At 51.0% G+C, this 18,409-nt stretch carries 18 protein-coding genes; 9 read left to right on the top strand and 9 right to left on the bottom strand.

Features of this window, described 5'->3' with window-relative positions; translation table 11 throughout:
* Positions 1 to 45 precede the first annotated feature (45 nt).
* The 3 genes from ACSIPU_RS01755 (at position 46) to ACSIPU_RS01745 (ending at position 2,831) form a co-directional block, all read left to right on the top strand.
* Positions 46 to 438, top strand: coding sequence for a hypothetical protein (locus ACSIPU_RS01755; RefSeq protein ID WP_154022993.1), 393 nt, complete (start codon positions 46 to 48; stop codon positions 436 to 438).
* Positions 435 to 1,715 carry an FKBP-type peptidyl-prolyl cis-trans isomerase N-terminal domain-containing protein gene (locus ACSIPU_RS01750; RefSeq protein WP_196557567.1) on the top strand — a complete coding sequence of 427 codons (1,281 nt, stop codon included), beginning with the start codon at positions 435 to 437 and terminating at the stop codon, positions 1,713 to 1,715. The genes ACSIPU_RS01755 and ACSIPU_RS01750 overlap by 4 nt, the downstream gene beginning before the upstream one ends.
* Positions 1,716 to 1,856: 141 nt before the next feature.
* Positions 1,857 to 2,831: a LuxR C-terminal-related transcriptional regulator gene (locus ACSIPU_RS01745; protein WP_049591951.1), complete on the top strand. Its 975-nt coding sequence runs from the start codon at positions 1,857 to 1,859 to the stop codon at positions 2,829 to 2,831.
* 334 nt (positions 2,832 to 3,165) lie between these two features.
* Here the strand turns inward: ACSIPU_RS01745 and ACSIPU_RS01740 are convergent, their stop codons facing one another.
* Positions 3,166 to 3,966: a hypothetical protein gene (locus ACSIPU_RS01740; protein WP_053064892.1), complete on the bottom strand. Its 801-nt coding sequence runs from the start codon at positions 3,964 to 3,966 to the stop codon at positions 3,166 to 3,168.
* 332 nt (positions 3,967 to 4,298) lie between these two features.
* On the opposite strand from ACSIPU_RS01740, the gene ACSIPU_RS01735 reads away from it, so the two are divergent.
* The 5 genes from ACSIPU_RS01735 to ACSIPU_RS01715 all read left to right on the top strand — a co-directional run bounded on the left by ACSIPU_RS01735 (position 4,299) and on the right by ACSIPU_RS01715 (position 9,128).
* Positions 4,299 to 4,970, top strand: a complete 672-nt coding sequence (locus ACSIPU_RS01735; protein ID WP_196557570.1) for a helix-turn-helix transcriptional regulator — start codon at positions 4,299 to 4,301, stop codon at positions 4,968 to 4,970.
* A gap of 15 nt (positions 4,971 to 4,985) precedes the next feature.
* The gene (locus ACSIPU_RS01730) at positions 4,986 to 6,065 is read left to right on the top strand and encodes an alanine racemase (protein WP_004102121.1); all 1,080 of its coding nucleotides are present in this window, start codon (positions 4,986 to 4,988) and stop codon (positions 6,063 to 6,065) included.
* An 18-nt stretch (positions 6,066 to 6,083) separates the two neighbouring features.
* Positions 6,084 to 7,244 carry a M20 family metallopeptidase gene (locus tag ACSIPU_RS01725; protein WP_032728268.1) on the top strand — a complete coding sequence of 387 codons (1,161 nt, stop codon included), beginning with the start codon at positions 6,084 to 6,086 and terminating at the stop codon, positions 7,242 to 7,244.
* A 16-nt stretch (positions 7,245 to 7,260) separates the two neighbouring features.
* Complete coding sequence (locus ACSIPU_RS01720) at positions 7,261 to 7,722, top strand: RidA family protein (protein ID WP_004102119.1); 462 nt, start codon at positions 7,261 to 7,263, stop codon at positions 7,720 to 7,722.
* A 116-nt stretch (positions 7,723 to 7,838) separates the two neighbouring features.
* Positions 7,839 to 9,128 carry an MFS transporter gene (locus ACSIPU_RS01715; protein WP_016808947.1) on the top strand — a complete coding sequence of 430 codons (1,290 nt, stop codon included), beginning with the start codon at positions 7,839 to 7,841 and terminating at the stop codon, positions 9,126 to 9,128.
* 81 nt (positions 9,129 to 9,209) lie between these two features.
* On the opposite strand, the gene ACSIPU_RS01710 is transcribed toward ACSIPU_RS01715, so the two are convergent.
* The 6 genes from ACSIPU_RS01710 to ACSIPU_RS01685 all read right to left on the bottom strand — a co-directional run bounded on the left by ACSIPU_RS01710 (position 9,210) and on the right by ACSIPU_RS01685 (position 13,929).
* Positions 9,210 to 10,262 carry a tyrosine-protein phosphatase gene (locus ACSIPU_RS01710; RefSeq protein WP_016808948.1) on the bottom strand — a complete coding sequence of 351 codons (1,053 nt, stop codon included), beginning with the start codon at positions 10,260 to 10,262 and terminating at the stop codon, positions 9,210 to 9,212.
* A gap of 10 nt (positions 10,263 to 10,272) precedes the next feature.
* Positions 10,273 to 11,124: a PTS system mannose/fructose/sorbose family transporter subunit IID gene (locus ACSIPU_RS01705; protein ID WP_004113118.1), complete on the bottom strand. Its 852-nt coding sequence runs from the start codon at positions 11,122 to 11,124 to the stop codon at positions 10,273 to 10,275.
* Positions 11,121 to 11,915 (bottom strand): PTS mannose/fructose/sorbose/N-acetylgalactosamine transporter subunit IIC, encoded by a 795-nt coding sequence (locus ACSIPU_RS01700; protein WP_004102115.1) that lies wholly within the window; start codon positions 11,913 to 11,915, stop codon positions 11,121 to 11,123. Before ACSIPU_RS01700 ends, ACSIPU_RS01705 begins: the two co-directional genes overlap by 4 nt.
* 40 nt (positions 11,916 to 11,955) lie before the next feature.
* Positions 11,956 to 12,426 (bottom strand): PTS system mannose/fructose/N-acetylgalactosamine-transporter subunit IIB, encoded by a 471-nt coding sequence (locus ACSIPU_RS01695; protein WP_004102114.1) that lies wholly within the window; start codon positions 12,424 to 12,426, stop codon positions 11,956 to 11,958.
* An 11-nt stretch (positions 12,427 to 12,437) separates the two neighbouring features.
* Positions 12,438 to 12,869, bottom strand: a complete 432-nt coding sequence (locus ACSIPU_RS01690) for a PTS sugar transporter subunit IIA (RefSeq protein WP_004102113.1) — start codon at positions 12,867 to 12,869, stop codon at positions 12,438 to 12,440.
* Between the two features lie 208 nt (positions 12,870 to 13,077).
* Positions 13,078 to 13,929 carry a MurR/RpiR family transcriptional regulator gene (locus tag ACSIPU_RS01685; protein WP_032704848.1) on the bottom strand — a complete coding sequence of 284 codons (852 nt, stop codon included), beginning with the start codon at positions 13,927 to 13,929 and terminating at the stop codon, positions 13,078 to 13,080.
* A 122-nt stretch (positions 13,930 to 14,051) separates the two neighbouring features.
* Here ACSIPU_RS01685 and ACSIPU_RS01680 point away from each other — a divergent pair, with 122 nt between their 5' ends.
* Positions 14,052 to 14,633 carry a nucleotidyltransferase family protein gene (locus tag ACSIPU_RS01680; RefSeq protein ID WP_023320965.1) on the top strand — a complete coding sequence of 194 codons (582 nt, stop codon included), beginning with the start codon at positions 14,052 to 14,054 and terminating at the stop codon, positions 14,631 to 14,633.
* A 45-nt stretch (positions 14,634 to 14,678) separates the two neighbouring features.
* On the opposite strand, the gene ACSIPU_RS01675 is transcribed toward ACSIPU_RS01680, so the two are convergent.
* Both ACSIPU_RS01675 and ACSIPU_RS01670 read right to left on the bottom strand, forming a co-directional pair.
* Positions 14,679 to 16,700, bottom strand: a complete 2,022-nt coding sequence (locus tag ACSIPU_RS01675) for a TonB-dependent receptor (protein WP_023320964.1) — start codon at positions 16,698 to 16,700, stop codon at positions 14,679 to 14,681.
* Between the two features lie 130 nt (positions 16,701 to 16,830).
* On the bottom strand, positions 16,831 to 18,408 hold the full coding sequence (locus ACSIPU_RS01670) for a (2,3-dihydroxybenzoyl)adenylate synthase (RefSeq protein ID WP_023320963.1): 1,578 nt from the start codon (positions 18,406 to 18,408) through the stop codon (positions 16,831 to 16,833).
* Position 18,409 lies beyond the last annotated feature (1 nt).

Genomic DNA, 18,409 nt, shown 5'->3' with positions numbered 1-18,409 from the left:
GATAATGAGTGCGGCGGCGGGGATAATTCTGGAGTTAATAATATAATGATTAAATCAGGTTTCATTGCAGTTATCATTGCCGGTTTTTTTATAACCGGCTGTGTCCCTAAAAAAACACCGTCGCTGGTCACCTCGTCAGGAGAGGCAGTTTCGCCGCCGACAAATTCAGAGGGTGAGGTTGATATGGTGCAGTGCGAAAAAGAGCTAAGTGCGTTGGGTTCGGTTAATCAACTCAGGTATTCCGAATTAAAGGATCGCTTTGAGCGAGTTATGCATGGCGCGTCAGGATATACCACCGTTCGCAACGCTGTAAATCCAGAAACGCGTAATGCCATTGATGCTTTGTATAAGTTCCAGGCGGTAAAACTATGTTCAGAGATCCGTGGGGAAATGCTTAATAGTCTGGCAGACAAACCAACAGGAGATAAGGTCGAATGAGTCATCGGGCAGGGAAAGCGACAGTCTTCATTCTTGGTATCGCGATGGTTCCTTGCGCTCAGACTGATGTTTTGAATTATGCCCGGGACTGGACACAGCGTGAGGGAGAAAATAAATCCCTCGCGCAACCGCAGACACAGGGAGAGAAACGTCCTGTATCGCATCCAAAGCCAGAAATGCAGCGGGTTAGGCCTGTTAAAGATAAGCCTAATCCCAGATTATCCGTTCCGGTTAAAGCCAAAACGGTTCCGGCTAACAACAGGGCGGTTGAAGAGAAAGTTAAAAATACGCCTGTAGTTCAGCCGAAAGACCGTAAAAAAGACGTAATCGGGGCGAGGGAAATAGAAACAGAGAGTTTGGTTAAATTCCCCGATGAACGTACTTTAGGCAGGTGGTTGAAATCGTTGATACAACATATTTCCTTCACGCCATCAGAGAAGGAAATAAAGGAATTATACCTGGCGCAGAAGGATAAAGTTAAACGCATTAGCGAAAAGCTAGCGCGCAATGAAAGTGAGATTGCTGGATTGAGGAGCGCTGAGAAAGAGCGCCTTTCTCTGATTAAGCGAGTTGCTCAACTGGAAGAAAGAAACGCACAGTGGCAGGTGTTAACTCAGAAAATGCAAAAAAACCTGAAGGATGCTAAATATCCTCCGCTGCCTACAAGTGAACCTGAATTGGAGGATTTTGCGGCCGGCATGGCAATGGGTATTGACATTATTACGCTGCTTGAACAACGAAGTGAGCAAGGCGTAACGGTTGACCGGACCGTATTTCTGGCTGGAATAACGGAAACATTACGCGGTGAGCGCCGCCTGTCTCAGGCGGCCTTCGAGCAACACCTAAACAGGGCTAATCAGCGTGTTGCTAACGCTATTCAAAAAAAACTTAAGGATAAGGAGGCGCGCGATAGCGAGTGGTTGCAGAACTTTATTAAGCAGGATGGTACGCTGGTCGCCGATAAGGAAGCCTGGTTCAGGGTTCTCCATAGCGGTGAAGCGTTATTACCGGATAATGAGTCGGAAGATGAATTAACTATTTCATTTACACGTCGCTTCACTGACGGAACATTGATTGCGGACTCTGATATTTCAGGTCTGATACTACAAGAAAAATTAACCAATCTGCCGAATTGGTTGCAGGTCGTTGTTGAAAACACGCGCTTGAATGGCGAAGCTGAATTAGCAGTCAAAGTCAATGAATATGGTGATCCAAGTGAATATGGTTCCTATGTAGAGCACTGGTATATTCGCGTACAAAAACAACAGCCAATGTAAGTTTGGAAATTAATAATTTACGCTTCTTTTAATATATTGCCAACCTACTGTAGAGTGTTTTTTCTCATTCAACTGTATAATTATATAAGGTTGGGTATGTGTTAATGGAATGTTTTAAATGAATGTCAAAGGAGGTTCGAAATGGTATCTTTTGTCGAAAAAACATATTTACCTGTGCATATTGCAACTACGGATAATTATTTTTCTCTGGGGATTATATTCCTTTTGAAAGAACTTTTTGAAGAGGAATACCACGGCAAAATCATCATTTCAAAGGTTAACGAACCTATGGCGGCCGATCTGATAGTACAAATACATTCACCAGGAGAGAAAGTATTCGACTGGGTGGGATGTGACGATTTTCGTATGAAAAATGAGTATAAATTTATGATGTTGGGTAAAAAATGGTTGAGCGTATATCCTCACAGTGAGCACTATGACCGTAATATTGTTTGTCCGGTCGTCAGCGCCGTTATCACTATGAGAAACTCAGTTGCTACTATTCGTAGAAAGTTATTTAATTTATTTTTCGCCGATTTAATGTGCGGCCCTCCGGATTTACGTAAACCAAATTGCGCCAATTGCCCGGGGCCCTACCAGCTGGCATGGCGAGAAAAATTGATGCTGGGTTATTTAAGTCAGGGGTTAGGGCATTACGCCATATCACAAAAAATGGGTTGTACAATTAAAGCACTCAGCAGCTATCGTCGTTCAATTATGCGTAAGCTTAATATAAATAAATATAGTGACTTCGCACTGTGGCTGGGGTCCAGATTCGTCTCTGAAAAGTATTCTGATATTGTCAATCAATACGAACAGAAGCTTAATGAGGAAGGGGTTATATGGCAAACTAAAAAAATCGCTAACCCAGTCGAAGGTAACGACGATAAACACCGCGTATTGCAAAGTATGAAACGTCTGATGATGCGCCGTTTGCATATAAGCGAGTCTGAGGGCGATGTCTGGCTAACGACGCGTGAGATTGCAAACGAAATGGATATTAGCATTTATAGTATGCGCTATTTATTATGCCAAATGGAGATGGCGGGGGCCGTAGTAAGCATCAAAACCGGGAAGGGGCGAAGTCATACTCTACGCTGGAAACTAGCAAGTTAGCCATAACGCGTAAACGCATGAAATTTCAATTTATGGAATTTTTGTACAATTACTTTGGATGGATTTCTTCTCTGTAAGCAATTGCTATGGCAGTGCTCTTCCCATCCCTGACCCATAAAGCGAGTAAAGCATTAATCAGCAAAATTGCCTCTAAGAGCCTGTCACTAAGGCTCTTAGCAAATCAGGAGGCTATTTAATGATGAGTCCTCTCAAACCGGCACACCGGAGTTTCTCTCCTGCACCTGCTCAACCCGCCAGGGATGTAAGCGGGGAAGCCGGCAAAATTGTGCAGGATACCTTTACTCCGGCCGTGTAAGCGACCGGAAGGATAAATTTAACCCTGGTCAGAAACCTTTTTCAGCATGGCAAGGACCGCCCAACGTGTCGCGTCGTCTGCGATATTTTCAGGCAGAGCATCAGCTCGCAGATTGATATAAGCTTCAACAGCCATTCTGATGGCAACGCTGACGGAGTCACGATCGTGCGTTGCCAGCGTGGAGGTCAGCAGGCCGTCAGGATCAATGCTGTGGAATTCAATGCGGCGAACCCCACGTTGCGGTAGATTTGCCCGACGATACAGCATAGGTCCCAGAACCTGCTCTCGAAAGAATGCCAGCATACCTATCGCTTCGAACAGTTCTCCTCTTCCCAGCTTAACCACTGCATAGTGAAGCCAGATCCAGGCTCGCGACTCAAACCACTCCGGCGTCATGTTGGGCCAGTGAGCGCTGGATTTTACCCGTTGTCGCTCCAGAGCCGTGTTATCACGAGTAAATAATACTGCTGGCTCCTCAACGCGTTGAGTGAGCATTTCCAGGGTGACAAATTTTAGATCGACATGGAGGAGTTCAGGTCCATACAGGCATATAAGCAGGCGGGGTTCTCCGACATGTTCCCCGGTGAAAGCATGTAACAGATGGCCTAATGTTCCGGCGAGCTCCCTACGCTGCGCCATGACTTCGTCATAATAGCCAGGGTCTACGACAACGATAAAATCGAGATCGGAGTATTGATCAAATCCGCCATGAATAATCGAGCCGCCAGCGAGAAGGGAGTGAATCCGCGAGTCAGACTGAAACTTAAGCTTGAGTTGCTCTGCAAAACTTCTGTGTAAATCGGGTAACGTACTTAGCATACTTTTTCCTGTTCACAAAAAATACAAAGCATTTCAGAATAGCGAGTTGTTTATATTCAGGCCAGATTTTTTTGCACGAACAGGCATGCCCTTTACTGCCGGTTATCCTGACTTACGAAAAATAGCACAGGAGCCGCAGGGCTCCTGACCCGCACGATCCGTTACCTTCCTGACCACCAAACAAAAAGTATGATTCAGACCCATCTCCAAACAAAAAGTCAGAAATAAGTGTGTTGCCGATCACTTTTTGTTCAGATTCATATTGCTGAATTTCTGCTGATGCAGGTATACATAACAAAAAGTTTGGTTGTCTAACATAAATTCAGGTCGACATGGAAAACATACAGCAGAATTTAGACGTCTTTATTCCGATAATGGAAGGGATATCAAATCAGTTCGGTGACAACTGTGAAGTGGTCCTGCACGACCACTCCCAGGGGCTGGAAAGCAGTATTATCGCGATTATTAATGGCCATGTCACCGGCCGGAAAGTGGGCGATCCCAGCAGCAACCTGGGGCTGGAAGTGCTGCGGGGAACGGATGTCAACGGCGACAGGCATAACTACGTTACGCGCACCCGTGAGGGTAAAACGCTACGCTCCACCTCCATTTACATACGTAACAGCAATAAACAGGTTATAGGCGCACTTTGTATCAACCTCGACATTAGCGATATTTTACAGGCGGAAAAAACGCTCAGTAAACTGGCCGGTCATTCGGATAGCAGCACCGCTAAAAAAGAGGACGTTAATGAGGTATTTGTTAAAGACGTCAATGAACTACTTGATTACCTGATTGCCGAGTGTATGGGAATTATTGATGTCCCCGTCGCCAATATGTCTAAGCAGGATAAACTCAACGCGATTAAATTTTTCGATGAAAAGGGCGTTTTCCTTATTAAAAAGTCCGGAGAAAAAATCTGCGAATTTCTGAACATTTCGAAATATACCCTCTATGCCTACCTGGGAGAGGTCAGAGGGGAAAACCCAACAAGTGACGGCTAGCCGTCAGGAGGAAAAATGTTAACCACACCTTATGTTGCGCTGGATATGGATATTATGCAGAGGAATATTATCGCCATGACCTCCGGACTGGCTCGTCATAATATTCAACACTGGCCGCATATTAAAACCCATAAATCTGTACGCCTGGCTCAGCTCGAGCAGGCGCTGGGGGCGAGTGGAATTACCTGCGCTAAGCTATCTGAAGCGGAAGTGATGGCTGCGGGTGGAATTACCTCAATTCTGCTGGCCTATCCGCTGATTGGTGATGACAAATGTGAGCGCTATGCTGAACTGGCGCGCAAGATTACCATGCGAACCATTGTCGACAGCCTGGCGGGCGCACAGGGGCTCTCACGCGCTGCGCTGAGGCATGGCCTGACGTTTGACATCGATATTGCCATTGATTTCGGTGCCCACCGCGAAGGAGTACAGCCGGATCAATTGCTGACGTTCGCCCGTGAGGTGGCGGCGCTTCCGGGGTTAAGGGTGCGCGGGGTATTTACCTATGCCGGGACTATTTATCAATACCACAATGAGCAGGATATCCGTCGCGCGGCGCGCGAAGAAGCCGCTCTGCTGATGACCAGTCGGGATCTTCTTAATGCGCATGGTTTTCATATTGACGTTTTATCCGGCGGCTCAACGCTCTCTTCTTTTTATGCCGATGAGCTCAGCGGAATAACCGAATCCCGCGCCGGAAATTTTATTTTTGGCGATATGAACGCGATTAACGGCGGGATTTACACGGCTGCCGACTGCGCGTTGACCATTTGTGCGACGGTTGTCAGTATCCCGCTGCCGGGCTACGCCACGCTGGATGCCGGTACAAAATCGCTGACCTCCGATCTTTCCGCGACGCCCGGTTCTTACGGATTGATTCAGGAACATCCGGACGTCGCGCTGGTCAAGCTTAATGAAGAACACGGCTATCTGCGCTATGACCCGGAAAAAGTATCGCTCGCTATTGGCGATCGGCTGCATATTATTCCCAACCACTGCTGCGTGGTCGCAAATCTTGTCGATGAAATATATGCTTTCCGTAACGGAATATTGAGCGAAACGATAACTATCGACGCCCGCGGCAAAAGTTATTAATTAACTGAGAATATTATTATGACCGATATTGAATTAACTGCCGATGAACGGCAGGAGTTGACTACGCTCCTGTGCAGCCTGATACAGCACCCGTCGGAAAACCCGCCGGGCAATGAAAAAGCGGTCGCGCTGTTCATTGCTGATGTATTACGCGGCGAAGGCATTGACGTTGAAGTACAGGAGGCGGTAGAAGAGCGGCCGAACGTGATTGCCCGACTCAAAGGGCAGCGGCCAGGCAAGCGGCTGATCCTCAACGGACACTCTGACGTGGTGCCATGCGGCGCAGGGTGGTCGGTGGAACCCTTTGCCGCCGTCATTGATGGTGACCGCATTATTGGCCGCGGGGCGGCAGATATGAAATCCGGCGTTGCGGCAATGATGTACGCGGCGATCCTGATTCAGCGACGGCAGTATGCGTTCAACGGTGAAATTGTTTTACTGTTCAACGTTGATGAAGAGCGCGTCAACCTGGGGATGGAACATTTTGTGGCGCAGGGCGTCGAGGCAGATTACGCCATTATCGGCGAGCCGACCTCGCTGGAGATCTGCGTGGCGCATAAAGGGGTGAGCCGAACCCGCTTGACCACGCACGGCACCGCCGGTCATGCGGCAAAGACGCGCAATCCGGACAGTGCCATCGACAAAATGGCGCGGCTCCTGCCGGGGGTGCTGGCAGAGTGTCAGCGGGTGAAGCAAAAGCATCACGATTTACTGGGCAACGCCTCTATGCTGGTGACCACCATTACCGGCGGCAGCGCGCCGAATATTGTCCCGCAATCGTGCGTTATTGAAATCGACCGCAGGGTGCTGCCGGAAGAAAGACGTAATGAAATTAACGAAAGCCTGCAAAGATCGCTTAGCGACTCAGGACTAAAACCGCAGCACGACTACGACCTCGAAAACTATCTGTATATTCCGGCCTCGTCTATTGCAGAGACGCATCCGCTGGTGGAAGCCGCTTTTCAGACGGTAGAAACGCTCACCGGCGCGGCCAAAAAAACGATTTTCGACGCCACCTGTGAAGCGCCGTTCTTCTCCGTAGGCTGCCAGATCCCGACCATCATTCTCGGCCCCGGTGATTTAGCTCAGGCGCACGTCAAAGATGAATATGTCAAAATCGAAGAGCTGCATCAGGCCGCGCAAATATATACCGCACTGGCATTATCTTTACTCAAATAAATATCAGGGAATTACCATGAATATTGAACAGCGATTAACCGAATTGGGTATAGTGCTCAGCGCGCCTGTACCGCCTAAATTTTCTTATGTGCCCATTAAGCAGACGGGAAATTTATTGTATACGTCAGGTAATGACTGCCGGGTCAACGGGGAATTACTTTATCAAGGAACCCTCGGCAGGGAACTCACGATAGAGCAGGGGCAGGCTGCCGCGCGCCAGTGCATCATCAATATTCTCTCGTCCCTGAAAAGCTACCTGGGCGATCTCAATCGCGTGGCTGGCTGCGTTAAAATGCTCGGTTTCGTGCAGAGTGCAGACGTTTTCAAAGACCAGCCGTTGGTGATGAATAGCGCTTCGGATTTACTGATCGCAATATTTGGTGAAGCGGGTAAACATGCGCGTTCAGCAATTGGTACCAACACGCTGCCTTTTAATACGCCCGTTGAAATTGAAATTATTTTTGAAATTAAAGATTAAACTTATTTAGTATTTAACATTTATCTTTCCTCCGGGAATATATCCGGGTCCCTGTGACGGCATTATTCTGCGCCGTGCAGAATGCTGCCGTGGTTTACATTACAAAAGGATAATATATGTCCAGTCAAGCAAGCTCTCGCCTGAAGCGTTTGCAAATTATGGCATTATTGTTTTTGCTCGTGGCGGGTATTATTAACTTCCTCGACAGAACCTCACTTTCGATTGCCAATACCACTATCCGTGAAGAGATGGGGTTGACGGCAACGGAAATGGGATTGTTGCTCTCGGTATTCTCCTTTGGCTATGCGCTGTGCCAACTGCCGATTGGCATGGTGATGGAACGGTTCGGCGTTAAAAAGGTGTATGGCTTTGGTATCTTCCTGTGGTCCGCAGCTCAGACCGCGCTGGGGTTTGTCGGCTCCTTCAGCCAGATGATTGTCGCCCGTATCGTTCTCGGCATAGGGGAGTCGCCGCACCTGCCTACCGGCGTAAAAGTCGTTAATGACTGGTATAACATCCGTCAGCGCGGCGTGCCGATGGGGATTGTGAATATGTCATCAACTCTGGCGCAGGCGCTGGCGCCTCCGCTGCTGATCGCCATGATGCTGGCTTTCGGCTGGCGCATGATGTTCATCATCATCGGGGTGAGCGGTATTATTCTTTCTATCCTCTGGTTTATGTTCTATCGCAACCGGGAAGATGCCGGCCTGTCGGCAGAAGACATCGCGCACCTGGAAGAGGAGACGCCTCCTTCCAGCAAGGAAAAGGTGACCCTGAGGGATTGGGCCGGTCTGTTTAAGCAAAAATCGATGTGGGGAATGATCATCGGTTTCAACGGCGTCGGCTACATGGTTTGGTTATTCCTCACCTGGCTGCCTTCTTATCTCGAAATGTCCCGCGGCCTGAGCCTGGAAAAAACCGGTTGGGTAGCGGCTATTCCGTTCCTGTTTGGCGCTGCCGGTATGCTGGTTAACGGCGCCGTAGCCGACTGGGTGATGAAGCGCGGCGCGGATAAAATGAAGAGCCGTAAATGGATGATCTGCCTTGGCCTGCTTTGCGCTGCCGGCTTTACGCTCCCCGCCGCTTATACTGACAGTACGTTTATGGCGGTCGCCTGCATTAGTATGGCGCTCTTCTCCATTCACTTTGCCGGTACCTCGGCATGGGGACTGATCCTGGTGTCGGTACCGTCACGGCTGATAACCTCGGTGAGCGGCATTCAGAACTTCGGCGGTTTTATCGGAGGGTCGTTTGCGCCAATTATTACCGGAATGATTCTGGATAATACCGGTTCATTTACCCTGGCGCTGGTGGCCTCTTCGGTCATCGCTTTTATGGCTTCGCTGGTTTACTTCTTTATGGTGAATAAACCGATTGTGGACCCGGCGGCAGCGTCCTGTTCATGATGGTTAACTGACAGACACAACCAGGCCTCCAGCCTGAACTGGAGGCTTATTTCTACCAGTTTTTCCAGTTAGCGCGAGGGACTACTGTAAATAGTTTTCCTGCATTTTAATAAAGTCAGCGTCGGTAAAGCCAAGCTCATTTTTAATATAAGCATTAACGCTGCCGGAGAGTGCCTTCATGGTGTTCAGTGTTTCAACGATAAATGCCTCCCGGGTATCGATCAGGGTAAGTAAGTAATCGAGTACATCCTGATTATCGGTAATTTGTCGATAGGCGGTCATCTTCACATTATTTCGCGCCAGGCGGTTTGCGCCGGTCAGCATGTAGTCGGCGATAATATCCTGTTCAGAAACGCCAAGCATGGAGAGTATCAATAAAGCGCCATAGCCGGTGCGATCTTTGCCCCCACGACAATGCTGAATATTCGGCGCATTGCCCGGGTCAAGCAGGACGTTAATCATCGCCTTAAAGGCTTTTTTTGACTTGTCGCTGAGTACAAAATGCCTGTACTGCTCAATGACCTGGCCTCCCTGACCGTTAATCAGTTCCGCCGGTATATCGCGTATAACGCTCTCGATCAGCGCGCGATCCTCATTGCTGGGTTCGGCGGCAAACTGGGCCGCCAGCTCTGCGGTTTGCGCCGTGGCATCCAGGTGGAAGGTCTTATTTTCACCGATAAAGCCGTTGGGGCTTTTCGCGATTTCGTTGGCGCTGCGGTAATCGATAATGGTTTTTACCTCCAGGCCTTCCAGGTAGGCCTGAGCCTGCGGCGTCAAATTATACAGATGGTTGGAGCGATAGAGCAGGCCCCATTTAACCCTTTTGCCGCCTGCACCGCGATACCCTCCGATATCCCTGAAATTATTTATACCGGAAATCGGCAGGGTTCTTTCGCCAAATAACCATGAACTTTGCGCATGTTCCACGATAAAATAGATACGCTGCCGCGCCTGCAAAGGGTCATCAAAATATACCGGACCTGAGATACGATCGGTAATCAAGTTACGCTCGGCGGTGTGAATATCGCGGTCTCGCGTCCAGTATAGCGTGGCGTTATCTAATGCTTTGGAAAAATGAATTTCAAGCTGCGTATGATTATGACGAATAACGGAAAACTGCGGTGTTTCATTCATACATCTTCCCTTAATTTAAAATTCCCAACATCGAACAAATGACGCCGATGCACATCATGCCGATGATGAGCGCGACGGTATGTTTGCCCTTAAATTTTTTGACGAGGAAAAAGATACCCAGCGCAAATAGCAGGGTCAGCAAGTTAGGAATAACTTTATCGAACATCTCCTGCACTTTTATCGACTGCTCGCCAACCGCAATAACCAGCGGAGTTGATATTTTCACGGTTGTCGCTATTAACGACCCCAGCACCATCACGCCGACCACGTTGGCGATGTTGGAGATACGCTGGATAATGTTCGAGTTTTTCGACTGCTCGATTAAGTCTACGCCCTTGTTATAGCCATAGTGGATAAAGAAATATTTTGAGCCAACGTTAACGATATTAAACAGGATAAACATCAGAAGAGGGCCAATAATATTGCCCTGAAGCGCAAAGGCCGCCCCGATACTGCCGCAGATTGGCAGCCAGGTAAATTTGAGTAAGCTATCCCCGAGACCGGCAAAGGGGCCCATCAGCCCGGCTTTTACCGACACCACGGCTTCTTTTTCTTCTTCCGAGGTTTTTTCCTCCAGCGCGGCGGTGACGCCAAGGATCAGCGCGCCGGTATTCACCTGTGAGTTGTAAAACTCAAGGTGGCGCTTCATGGCTTTAATGCGCGTTGCTTTATCGGCATCAGCGTAGAGTCGCTCAAGCACCGGGATCATGCAGTGCGCAAAGCCGATGGTTTGTAACTTCTCATAGTTATAAGAAAAGGACATTGACTGGATATTCCAGAAAATACGGTTTAGATCCTGCTTAGTCAGTTTTTTGTCCTGGGTTGCGGTTTCGGCCACCCGATAAGAGGCGATATCGCTCATAAGTCATATCCTTCTTCAGTGTCGGTAGTGGACTGCTGCTCTTTTTCCGCAGGTGAACTCTCGGCCTTCTGACCATTGCTGTAGGCCATGTCATAGAGCACGGCAAAAGCCAGAGCGATAAAGGTAATGGGAATGATCGGCAGCTTCAGATAGGTGGTGAGCATGAAGCCAAGCAGAAAGAAGAACCACATCCGGCCTTTCAGCAGCATTAAGAGGAGGATACAGACGCCGATAGCCGGGATCATTTTGGCGGCAACGCCCATACCGGTCAGAATACTTTCCGGGATGGCGGCCAGAATCCGACCCACCAGCTCCCCGCCAAAATAGACGGCCAGGAAGCAGGGGACGGCGCGGATCAGAAACCACAGCGGCGTAGAGAAATAATGGACTTTCAGCAGCTTACCATAGTCACCCTCCTGAATGGACTTCTCCGCCCATACGTTCAGGAAACTGGCGAAAGAGCGCCAGATGATAAGAAGCTGCTGGCAGAGTATCGACACCGGGACGGCGAGGGCGATGCCCGCAGCGATACCGCCTTTGGAGGAAATGCCCAGAGCGACGCCGATGATTGATCCGGCAATAATGTCGGGCGCGGAATAGGCCCCGACGTTGCCGATCCCCATCCACATCAGCTCCAGCGTGGCGGCGATCGCCAGCCCCTGAACCGTATCGCCCATAATAATTCCAGCAACGGTTCCCGTCAGAAGCGGGCGACGCAGCATCTGCGGCCCGACGTCGTCCAGTGAGCAGATCCCTGCCCAGATGGCGACCAGAAAAGCTTCAATTAACATAGAGTATTCCCTGTTTTAAAAGGCGTCATACGCGCTGGCGTTAAATTAACGTTTGCAGATCAACTACCGGATCTTTGGGCACCATCTGTATTTCCACCGGTATATTCCTGGCTATGAGCGATTTAAAGGCTTGTTCTTCTTCCGGCGTTACCGCGACGGCGCGGGAAAGACTCTTTCTGCCTTCCTGCATTCGCATGCCGCCGACGTTGAGTTTGTCGATTTTCACCCCGTTTTCAACGAGCGTGTTTACATCAATACTGTTAGTGAACAGCAGCATGGTGCGTCTTTTAATTTCCGTTTTTTGCAGGATTTCGATAAATTTCTGCACGCCGAATACCTGTACCTTTAATTCGGGCGGCGCGGACATGGTTAAAACCGATTGCTGGATTTTGTCGCCAGCGACTTTATCGTTGATGATGAGCACTTGTTCGATATCGTGGTTTTTTACCCACGTGGTAATAACCTGGCCGTGAATCAGACGGTCATCAATTCTTGCGAGATTAATCGGCATATTTATTTCCCCTACAGATCGGTCGATTGTGTGTATTCAGCGTGTAACGTTTTTCCGACGTTAAAACAGCTACCCGGGAAAACGTCTTCAATAATTGTTGCAATCTCATCGCGCGGTAAATCACGATTGCTGAGCACTTCCAGCAGCGTCGGGATATTGAACCCGCAGAACAGCAGGATGTCCGGATAGGTCAAAAAGAGCTCGCTCGCCAGGTTGCATGGCGAACCGCCCATCATATCGACCAGTATCACCACGCCGTTTCCCTTATTGACCGAGAGATAGGTCTCGAGCAGCGTGGCGCGCACATCGCTGATATTGGCCTCAGGCTGCAGCGAAATCACCGACACGTTGCGCTGTTCACCGATAAGCATTTCCGCACAGGAAAGCGCCCCCTGGGCAAAAGGACCGTGGCTGACCAGAATGACAGGAATTTCAGTTTGCATACGTTCTCCCGGGCTGACGTTGAGTGACATTGTTACTATTTATTGTTTCGATGTTAGTAATAGTATTACTTTAAGGTAAGGGAATACACAGGACAGAAGTCCCATTTATTCATTCTGCGAGGGTGATCACTCTTCAGTTATTCAGCGCCGTGTTGGGTTTACGGCGCCGCAGGCACGGCAAGGGCAGGAGGCTGGAGCGCGTTATTCGTCAGGATTTGTGATTCTGATTGTAGAAACGCTGGGCGCGGTTTTGGGTTTGTTTCAGCAGGCGATCGTCGTATTGCTGAATAAAGAGATTCGTCACCAGCATATTGATAACCGAGAGCTGCGACATTTTTGAACGGATAGGGATCAGGCGAGATACGCTTTCGCTGGTGATGGTGTGTAACAGAACGGTAGCGAGAGCAGAGATGCGGCTTTGCCCCATTTTGGTGATAGCAATTGACGGAACGCCCAGCTGCTGAGCCATGGTCAGCAGCTTAACGCTTTCCAGGTTTTCGCCGGAATGGGAGAGAATAATCACCAGGTCATGCTCATCCAGCGTATTGACGATGCTGTACTGAATACTGTAATCCGCGTGACAGCTCACGTCTTTCTTTATTTTGATGAGCTGATACTCCAGCTCTTTACCGACGAGTCCGCTGCTGCCGGCACCGTAAATCACGATCTTATTACTCTTCCTGATCAGCGCTATCGCCAGCTCTAGCTGTTCGATATTCACGATGGCATGGGTCTCATCAATGGAGGATTTTTCAATCAGCTGGATTTTATGATTGACGCTCTCTACAGAGTCATCAAGATTGATATCCTCCTGTAAAACCTTGTCGTGCTGGGGATGACCAGAAGAGGTGATCAGATCAATTTTAAGATCGCTGAAACCCTGATAGCCGAGTTTGTGGCAGAGACGCAGGATGGTTGTGGTGCTGACATCATTCGCTTTGGCCAGGGTCTGAATGCTCATGCTTTTTAGCAGCGGCTTATTCGCCAGAATATAGTCGGCGACAAGACGCTCTTTGGCGGACAGATTGTTATTCACTTCTCTTAGCTTTAGATCAAGCACCTGGCCACCTTTAAAAGTGAGACGATAATTGTTCGCCATCATACAAGATAATCGGAAGGTTGATAACCACTCTGCCATCAGGCAGATTTGTCGCCAGGCAATCAGACGGCACCAGGCGAAGAATGAAATATCAGGACGAATTACAGAGATTATTATTCAGCGACCCGCTCAGAATGGAGGCGCTTTATGCCGTTCAGGCGCTCGAACTCAACGATGGCTGGATCGGTGCCGGCCTGGTCAGAGATGCGGTTTGGGATCATCTGCACGGATACGGTCAAAGGCCGGTTTGGGGTGATGTGGATGTTGTCTGGTTCGATCCGAAAAGCTGCAGTGCTGCCCACGATAACGCGCTGGTAGCGGGGCTTTGCCAACGGTCGCCCGCCTTTAACTGGTCGGTGAAGAATCAGGCCAGAATGCACCAGCGTAACGGTAATCAACCTTATCATTCAACGGAGAATGCGCTTAGCTACTGGCCTGAGACGGCGACGGCCATCGCGGTCAGAATAGGGCGCTCTGGCCTTATTGAGGTCATTGCGCCTTACGGACTCGACGATCTGTTTGAACGTCGCCTGCGGCCAACGCCGGAATTTGAGGGCGATAAGCTGAATATTTTCCGCCAGCGCGTGGCGGAAAAACGCTGGCTGGAACGCTATCCTGTTCTGCAGCTTATGCTCCCGACCGGAGGCGGTCAAACCCAGCGGTGAGTCAGCGGTGAAGGGGATGCGCTAATCGCCCCCCTCTATCGATTGTCAGAAGAAATCAATGCGCGTATTGATCCCCACGGTGCGGCCCATATTGACCTGCGCGACAGCGCTGCTGCCGTTCATATAGCCGTAGGTACGGTAACGGCGATCGAACAGATTATCGACATAGACGGAAATATTCATCCGTTCAGTCGCCTGCCAGCCCAGGCTGCTGTCGAGGGTGGCGTAAGTCCCTTGCCGCAGCTGGTTATCGCCATCGAAATAATGCGGTCCTACCAGATTCACCGCCAGTCGGGGCATCAGCGCCCCATAACGGGTATCAATCATGCCGTTCACGCTGCTCCCCGCGCCGTAACGCGGAACAAACGGCACCCGGTTGCCGTGATACAGCTCACTGTCATTGGTGAATTCGGAACGGATCATGTTGCCATTGATGTCCCATGACCAGCCGGGCGCAAACCGCCATTTTGCCTCAAGCTCAACGCCGGTGGCGTCGGCTCTCCCCGCGTTGCTTAAGGTCTGCATCCCGACCGGACCAGAGTAGAGCTGCATATCTTTGGTGTGGGTATAAAACGTCGCGGCTTGCAGCGTGACGTCGGCGGTCTCGTAGCGGGTGCCAATTTCGTAGTTGATGGATTTTTCCGCGCTGAACGGCCTGGCATCAAGGCCTGCGGTAGGCACGATATTATATCCGGAAGGTTTATATCCCTGCGCTACGCGGGTATACACCCGCCAGTCGTCGGTCAGCATATAGCCTGCGGAGAGCTGTCCGAGCACGTGGTCATCACTGCTTTTACCACGATCGCCAAAGGGGTTACCGAGCATACTGCCGTGATACTGCGTGCTGGCTTTATCATGTGAGAAACGCGCGCCGCCGCCGATGTCAAAACGATCGGTTAAATGCCAGGTCAGATCGCTGTAGGCGGCCAGCGTTTCGGCGGTGGTGTAGCCGGTGCTGCTTAAATAGGGCATGGTCGGCATATCGTAGGCTGAATTTAGCTTCTCCCGGGTATTCTGCCGGTACAATCCGAACACCATATCCACGGTCCGCGTCTCGCCGAGAGTCGCGGCGCGTAGCTCCTGCACATCCTGATTCCAGCGTTGGGGCATATTGACGATCAACGAGCCGGAAGGAAAAGTGCGTGAATAATTCTGCTGCTGCCAGGCGCCGATCAGATTGAAAACCCAGTCCTCGGTGCTGTATTTCCCGCTGAGCGTCTGGCTGTCATTGCAGCGCCGCATATATGGGTCCGGCGACCCCGGGTCGATCGACAGTTTACGGCTCTTAATATCATTCCATGCCACATAGGCATCCTGTGTCGCGCGAGTACATTCGCGCGAGGCGGCAAATCCCATTTCCCAGGGCTGGTCGTCCGGCGCCAGACGCAGTTTCACATTCCCTATGCTGGCGCGGGTGCCGCCTAAATCATCGCTTCCCGTCGCAGGGTTAATCATCTCGCCGTCATCAACCTGGCGTAACAGCGTTACGCTGCCATAGAGCAGACCATCCTGAAGAGGGCCGCTCAGGTTGAACTTGCTACGATAGCTGTCGCGGCTGCTGACGCCGCCTTCAATATAGCCGCGCGGGGTGCTGTCCGGCTGCTGCGTGACGATGTTGATAATCCCGCCCTGAGCGCTTTTGCCATACAAGGTTCCCTGGGGACCCCGCAGCAGCTCCACGCTTTGCACATCGGTTAGCGCCTGGATGGTGTTAGTAGATAGCTGGGGAACCCCGTCGACATACAGGGTGACGGCAGGGTTATAGAAGTCCTGGGCAGAAGAGATGCCGCGAAGCGAGATCGTTGAAAAAAGCATATTGCCGCTATTTTCAATATTGAGTCCGGGCAACACTCGGGGGAGTTTGTCGCTGGCGGTAACGCCTGCGTCGCTTAACTCCGTCGCGCTGATAACGGTAGAAGAGACGTTATTGGCTGATGCCGAGCGGGAAGACTGTTTACTGGCGGTGACCACCAGCGTGGTTTCGTCTTGCTGTGCAGTCTGGGCATGAGCCATGCCCGGGAGCAGAAACCCTCCCACAATCAGAGGGTAAAACCGTGTCATTTTCATTGTTATGAGTCCCTGTAAAACGGCGAAACGCCAAAAATAGCCACAACGGTGAATTGAAAATGATAACTATTTCTAATTGTGCTGCTACCCGAAACGGGTTTATTTCCACCTGTTTCGGGTAGGGTTGCGCTTATTGTGACGTCTGGCGACAACGCTCGGTGGCGAGCGCCGTCAGGCGTTTTTTATCTACCTTGCCGACGGCGGTGAGCGGCCAGTGGGTCAGAAACTCAATTTGGTCCGGAATTTTCCACGCGCTGAGCCCCAGCTGGGTTAGCTGGTGACGCAACTGTTGATAGTCAAATGGCGTCTGCTGCGCGATGATAAACGCGCAAATTCGCTCGCCAAGCAGCGTGTCCGGCGCGGCAACCACGGCGCAATCCTTTACCGCCTCCAGACGCATCAGCGCCGCTTCCACTTCCGCCGCGGCAATTTTCTCTCCGGCGCGGTTGATCTGCTCTTTTATGCGTCCCTCAACGTACAGGTTTCCCGCCTCATCGCGCCTGACATTATCGCCCGTACGGTAAAATCCTTGCGCGGTAAAGGCCCGGGCATTGTGCTCGGGAGCGCGATAATAGCCCGAAATCGTGTAAGGGCCGCGCGTTAATAACTGTCCGGTTTCGCCAGGCGCAACGTCGTTCTCTTCTTCGTCAACGACGCGAATTTCATCCAGGGGAGATAGCGGGCGCCCCTGGCTATGGAGAACGCTGACCAGCGGATCGTTGAGACGGGTAAAGCAAAGCAGCCCCTCCGCCATGCCGAATACCTGCTGCAGGGTGCAGTTAAAGGTGGCGATGATCTGCTCTGCCAGCGTCGGATCGAGGCGGGCGCCGCCCACCTGAATGACGCGCAGCGAAGAGAGATCGCTCTCTTCCCATTCTCTGGCCTGCGCCCAGAGCTGCGCCAGGGCCGGCACCAGCGCGACGTGCGTCGCGCGGCATTCGGCGATTAATGGCATCACCTCATCGCAGCTGGCGCTGTTGGTCAGCACCACCTTCCCGCCGCAGGCAAGCGTTCCCAGAATACCGGGACAGGCCAGCGGAAAATTATGCGCCACGGGAAGGACGGCGAGATATACGCTTTGGGCGTTGATGCCGCACAGTTCGGCAGAGGCGCTGAAGTTATAACTATAGTCGGCGTGCCGTCGCGGAATAAGCTTTGGCGTCCCGGTGGTGCCGCCTGAAAGCAGCAGCAGCGCGGTGGCGGAAACCTCGGGCTGCCGCCACGCCTGAAGCTCGCCGCGCAGCGAGAACAGCGGCGTAAACTCGTCATCTGCGCATTGTTCGATGGTCAGAACATGACGCAAGCAGGCGTGTTTATGCATCATCTGGCGGGCCAGCCCTGCATGGTTTTCCCCGTGAATAATATAAGCGACGGGTTGCGCCAGCGCGATCAGCGCGTCGATATCCAGCTCCCGCTGGGAGGGCATCGCCAGAACGGGGATCGCGCCGAGTCTTAACAAGGCGAACAACAGGATCACGAAGGCGTTGCCGTTTGGAAGCTGCACAATCACATGCTGCCCTGAACGCAACCCCAGCGAGTCTAACCCTGCGGCAAGCTGGTCGACCCGGACATCAAGCTCGCTGTAGGTTAGCGCACCCCCGTCATCAACGAGCGCTGTTTGCGTGGAATAACGCGCCGCCCAGCAGCGCAGCTGTGCGGCAATAGGTAAGGGATACTGTTCAATCAGAGTGTTAAAAGAAGCGTGCATG

The organism is Klebsiella sp. HN106 (assembly GCF_051209435.1).
GTDB lineage: Bacteria > Pseudomonadota > Gammaproteobacteria > Enterobacterales > Enterobacteriaceae > Klebsiella > Klebsiella oxytoca.
The sequence above is the reverse complement of the archived record's forward strand: the minus strand, read 5'-3'. Positions and strand labels throughout refer to the sequence as shown.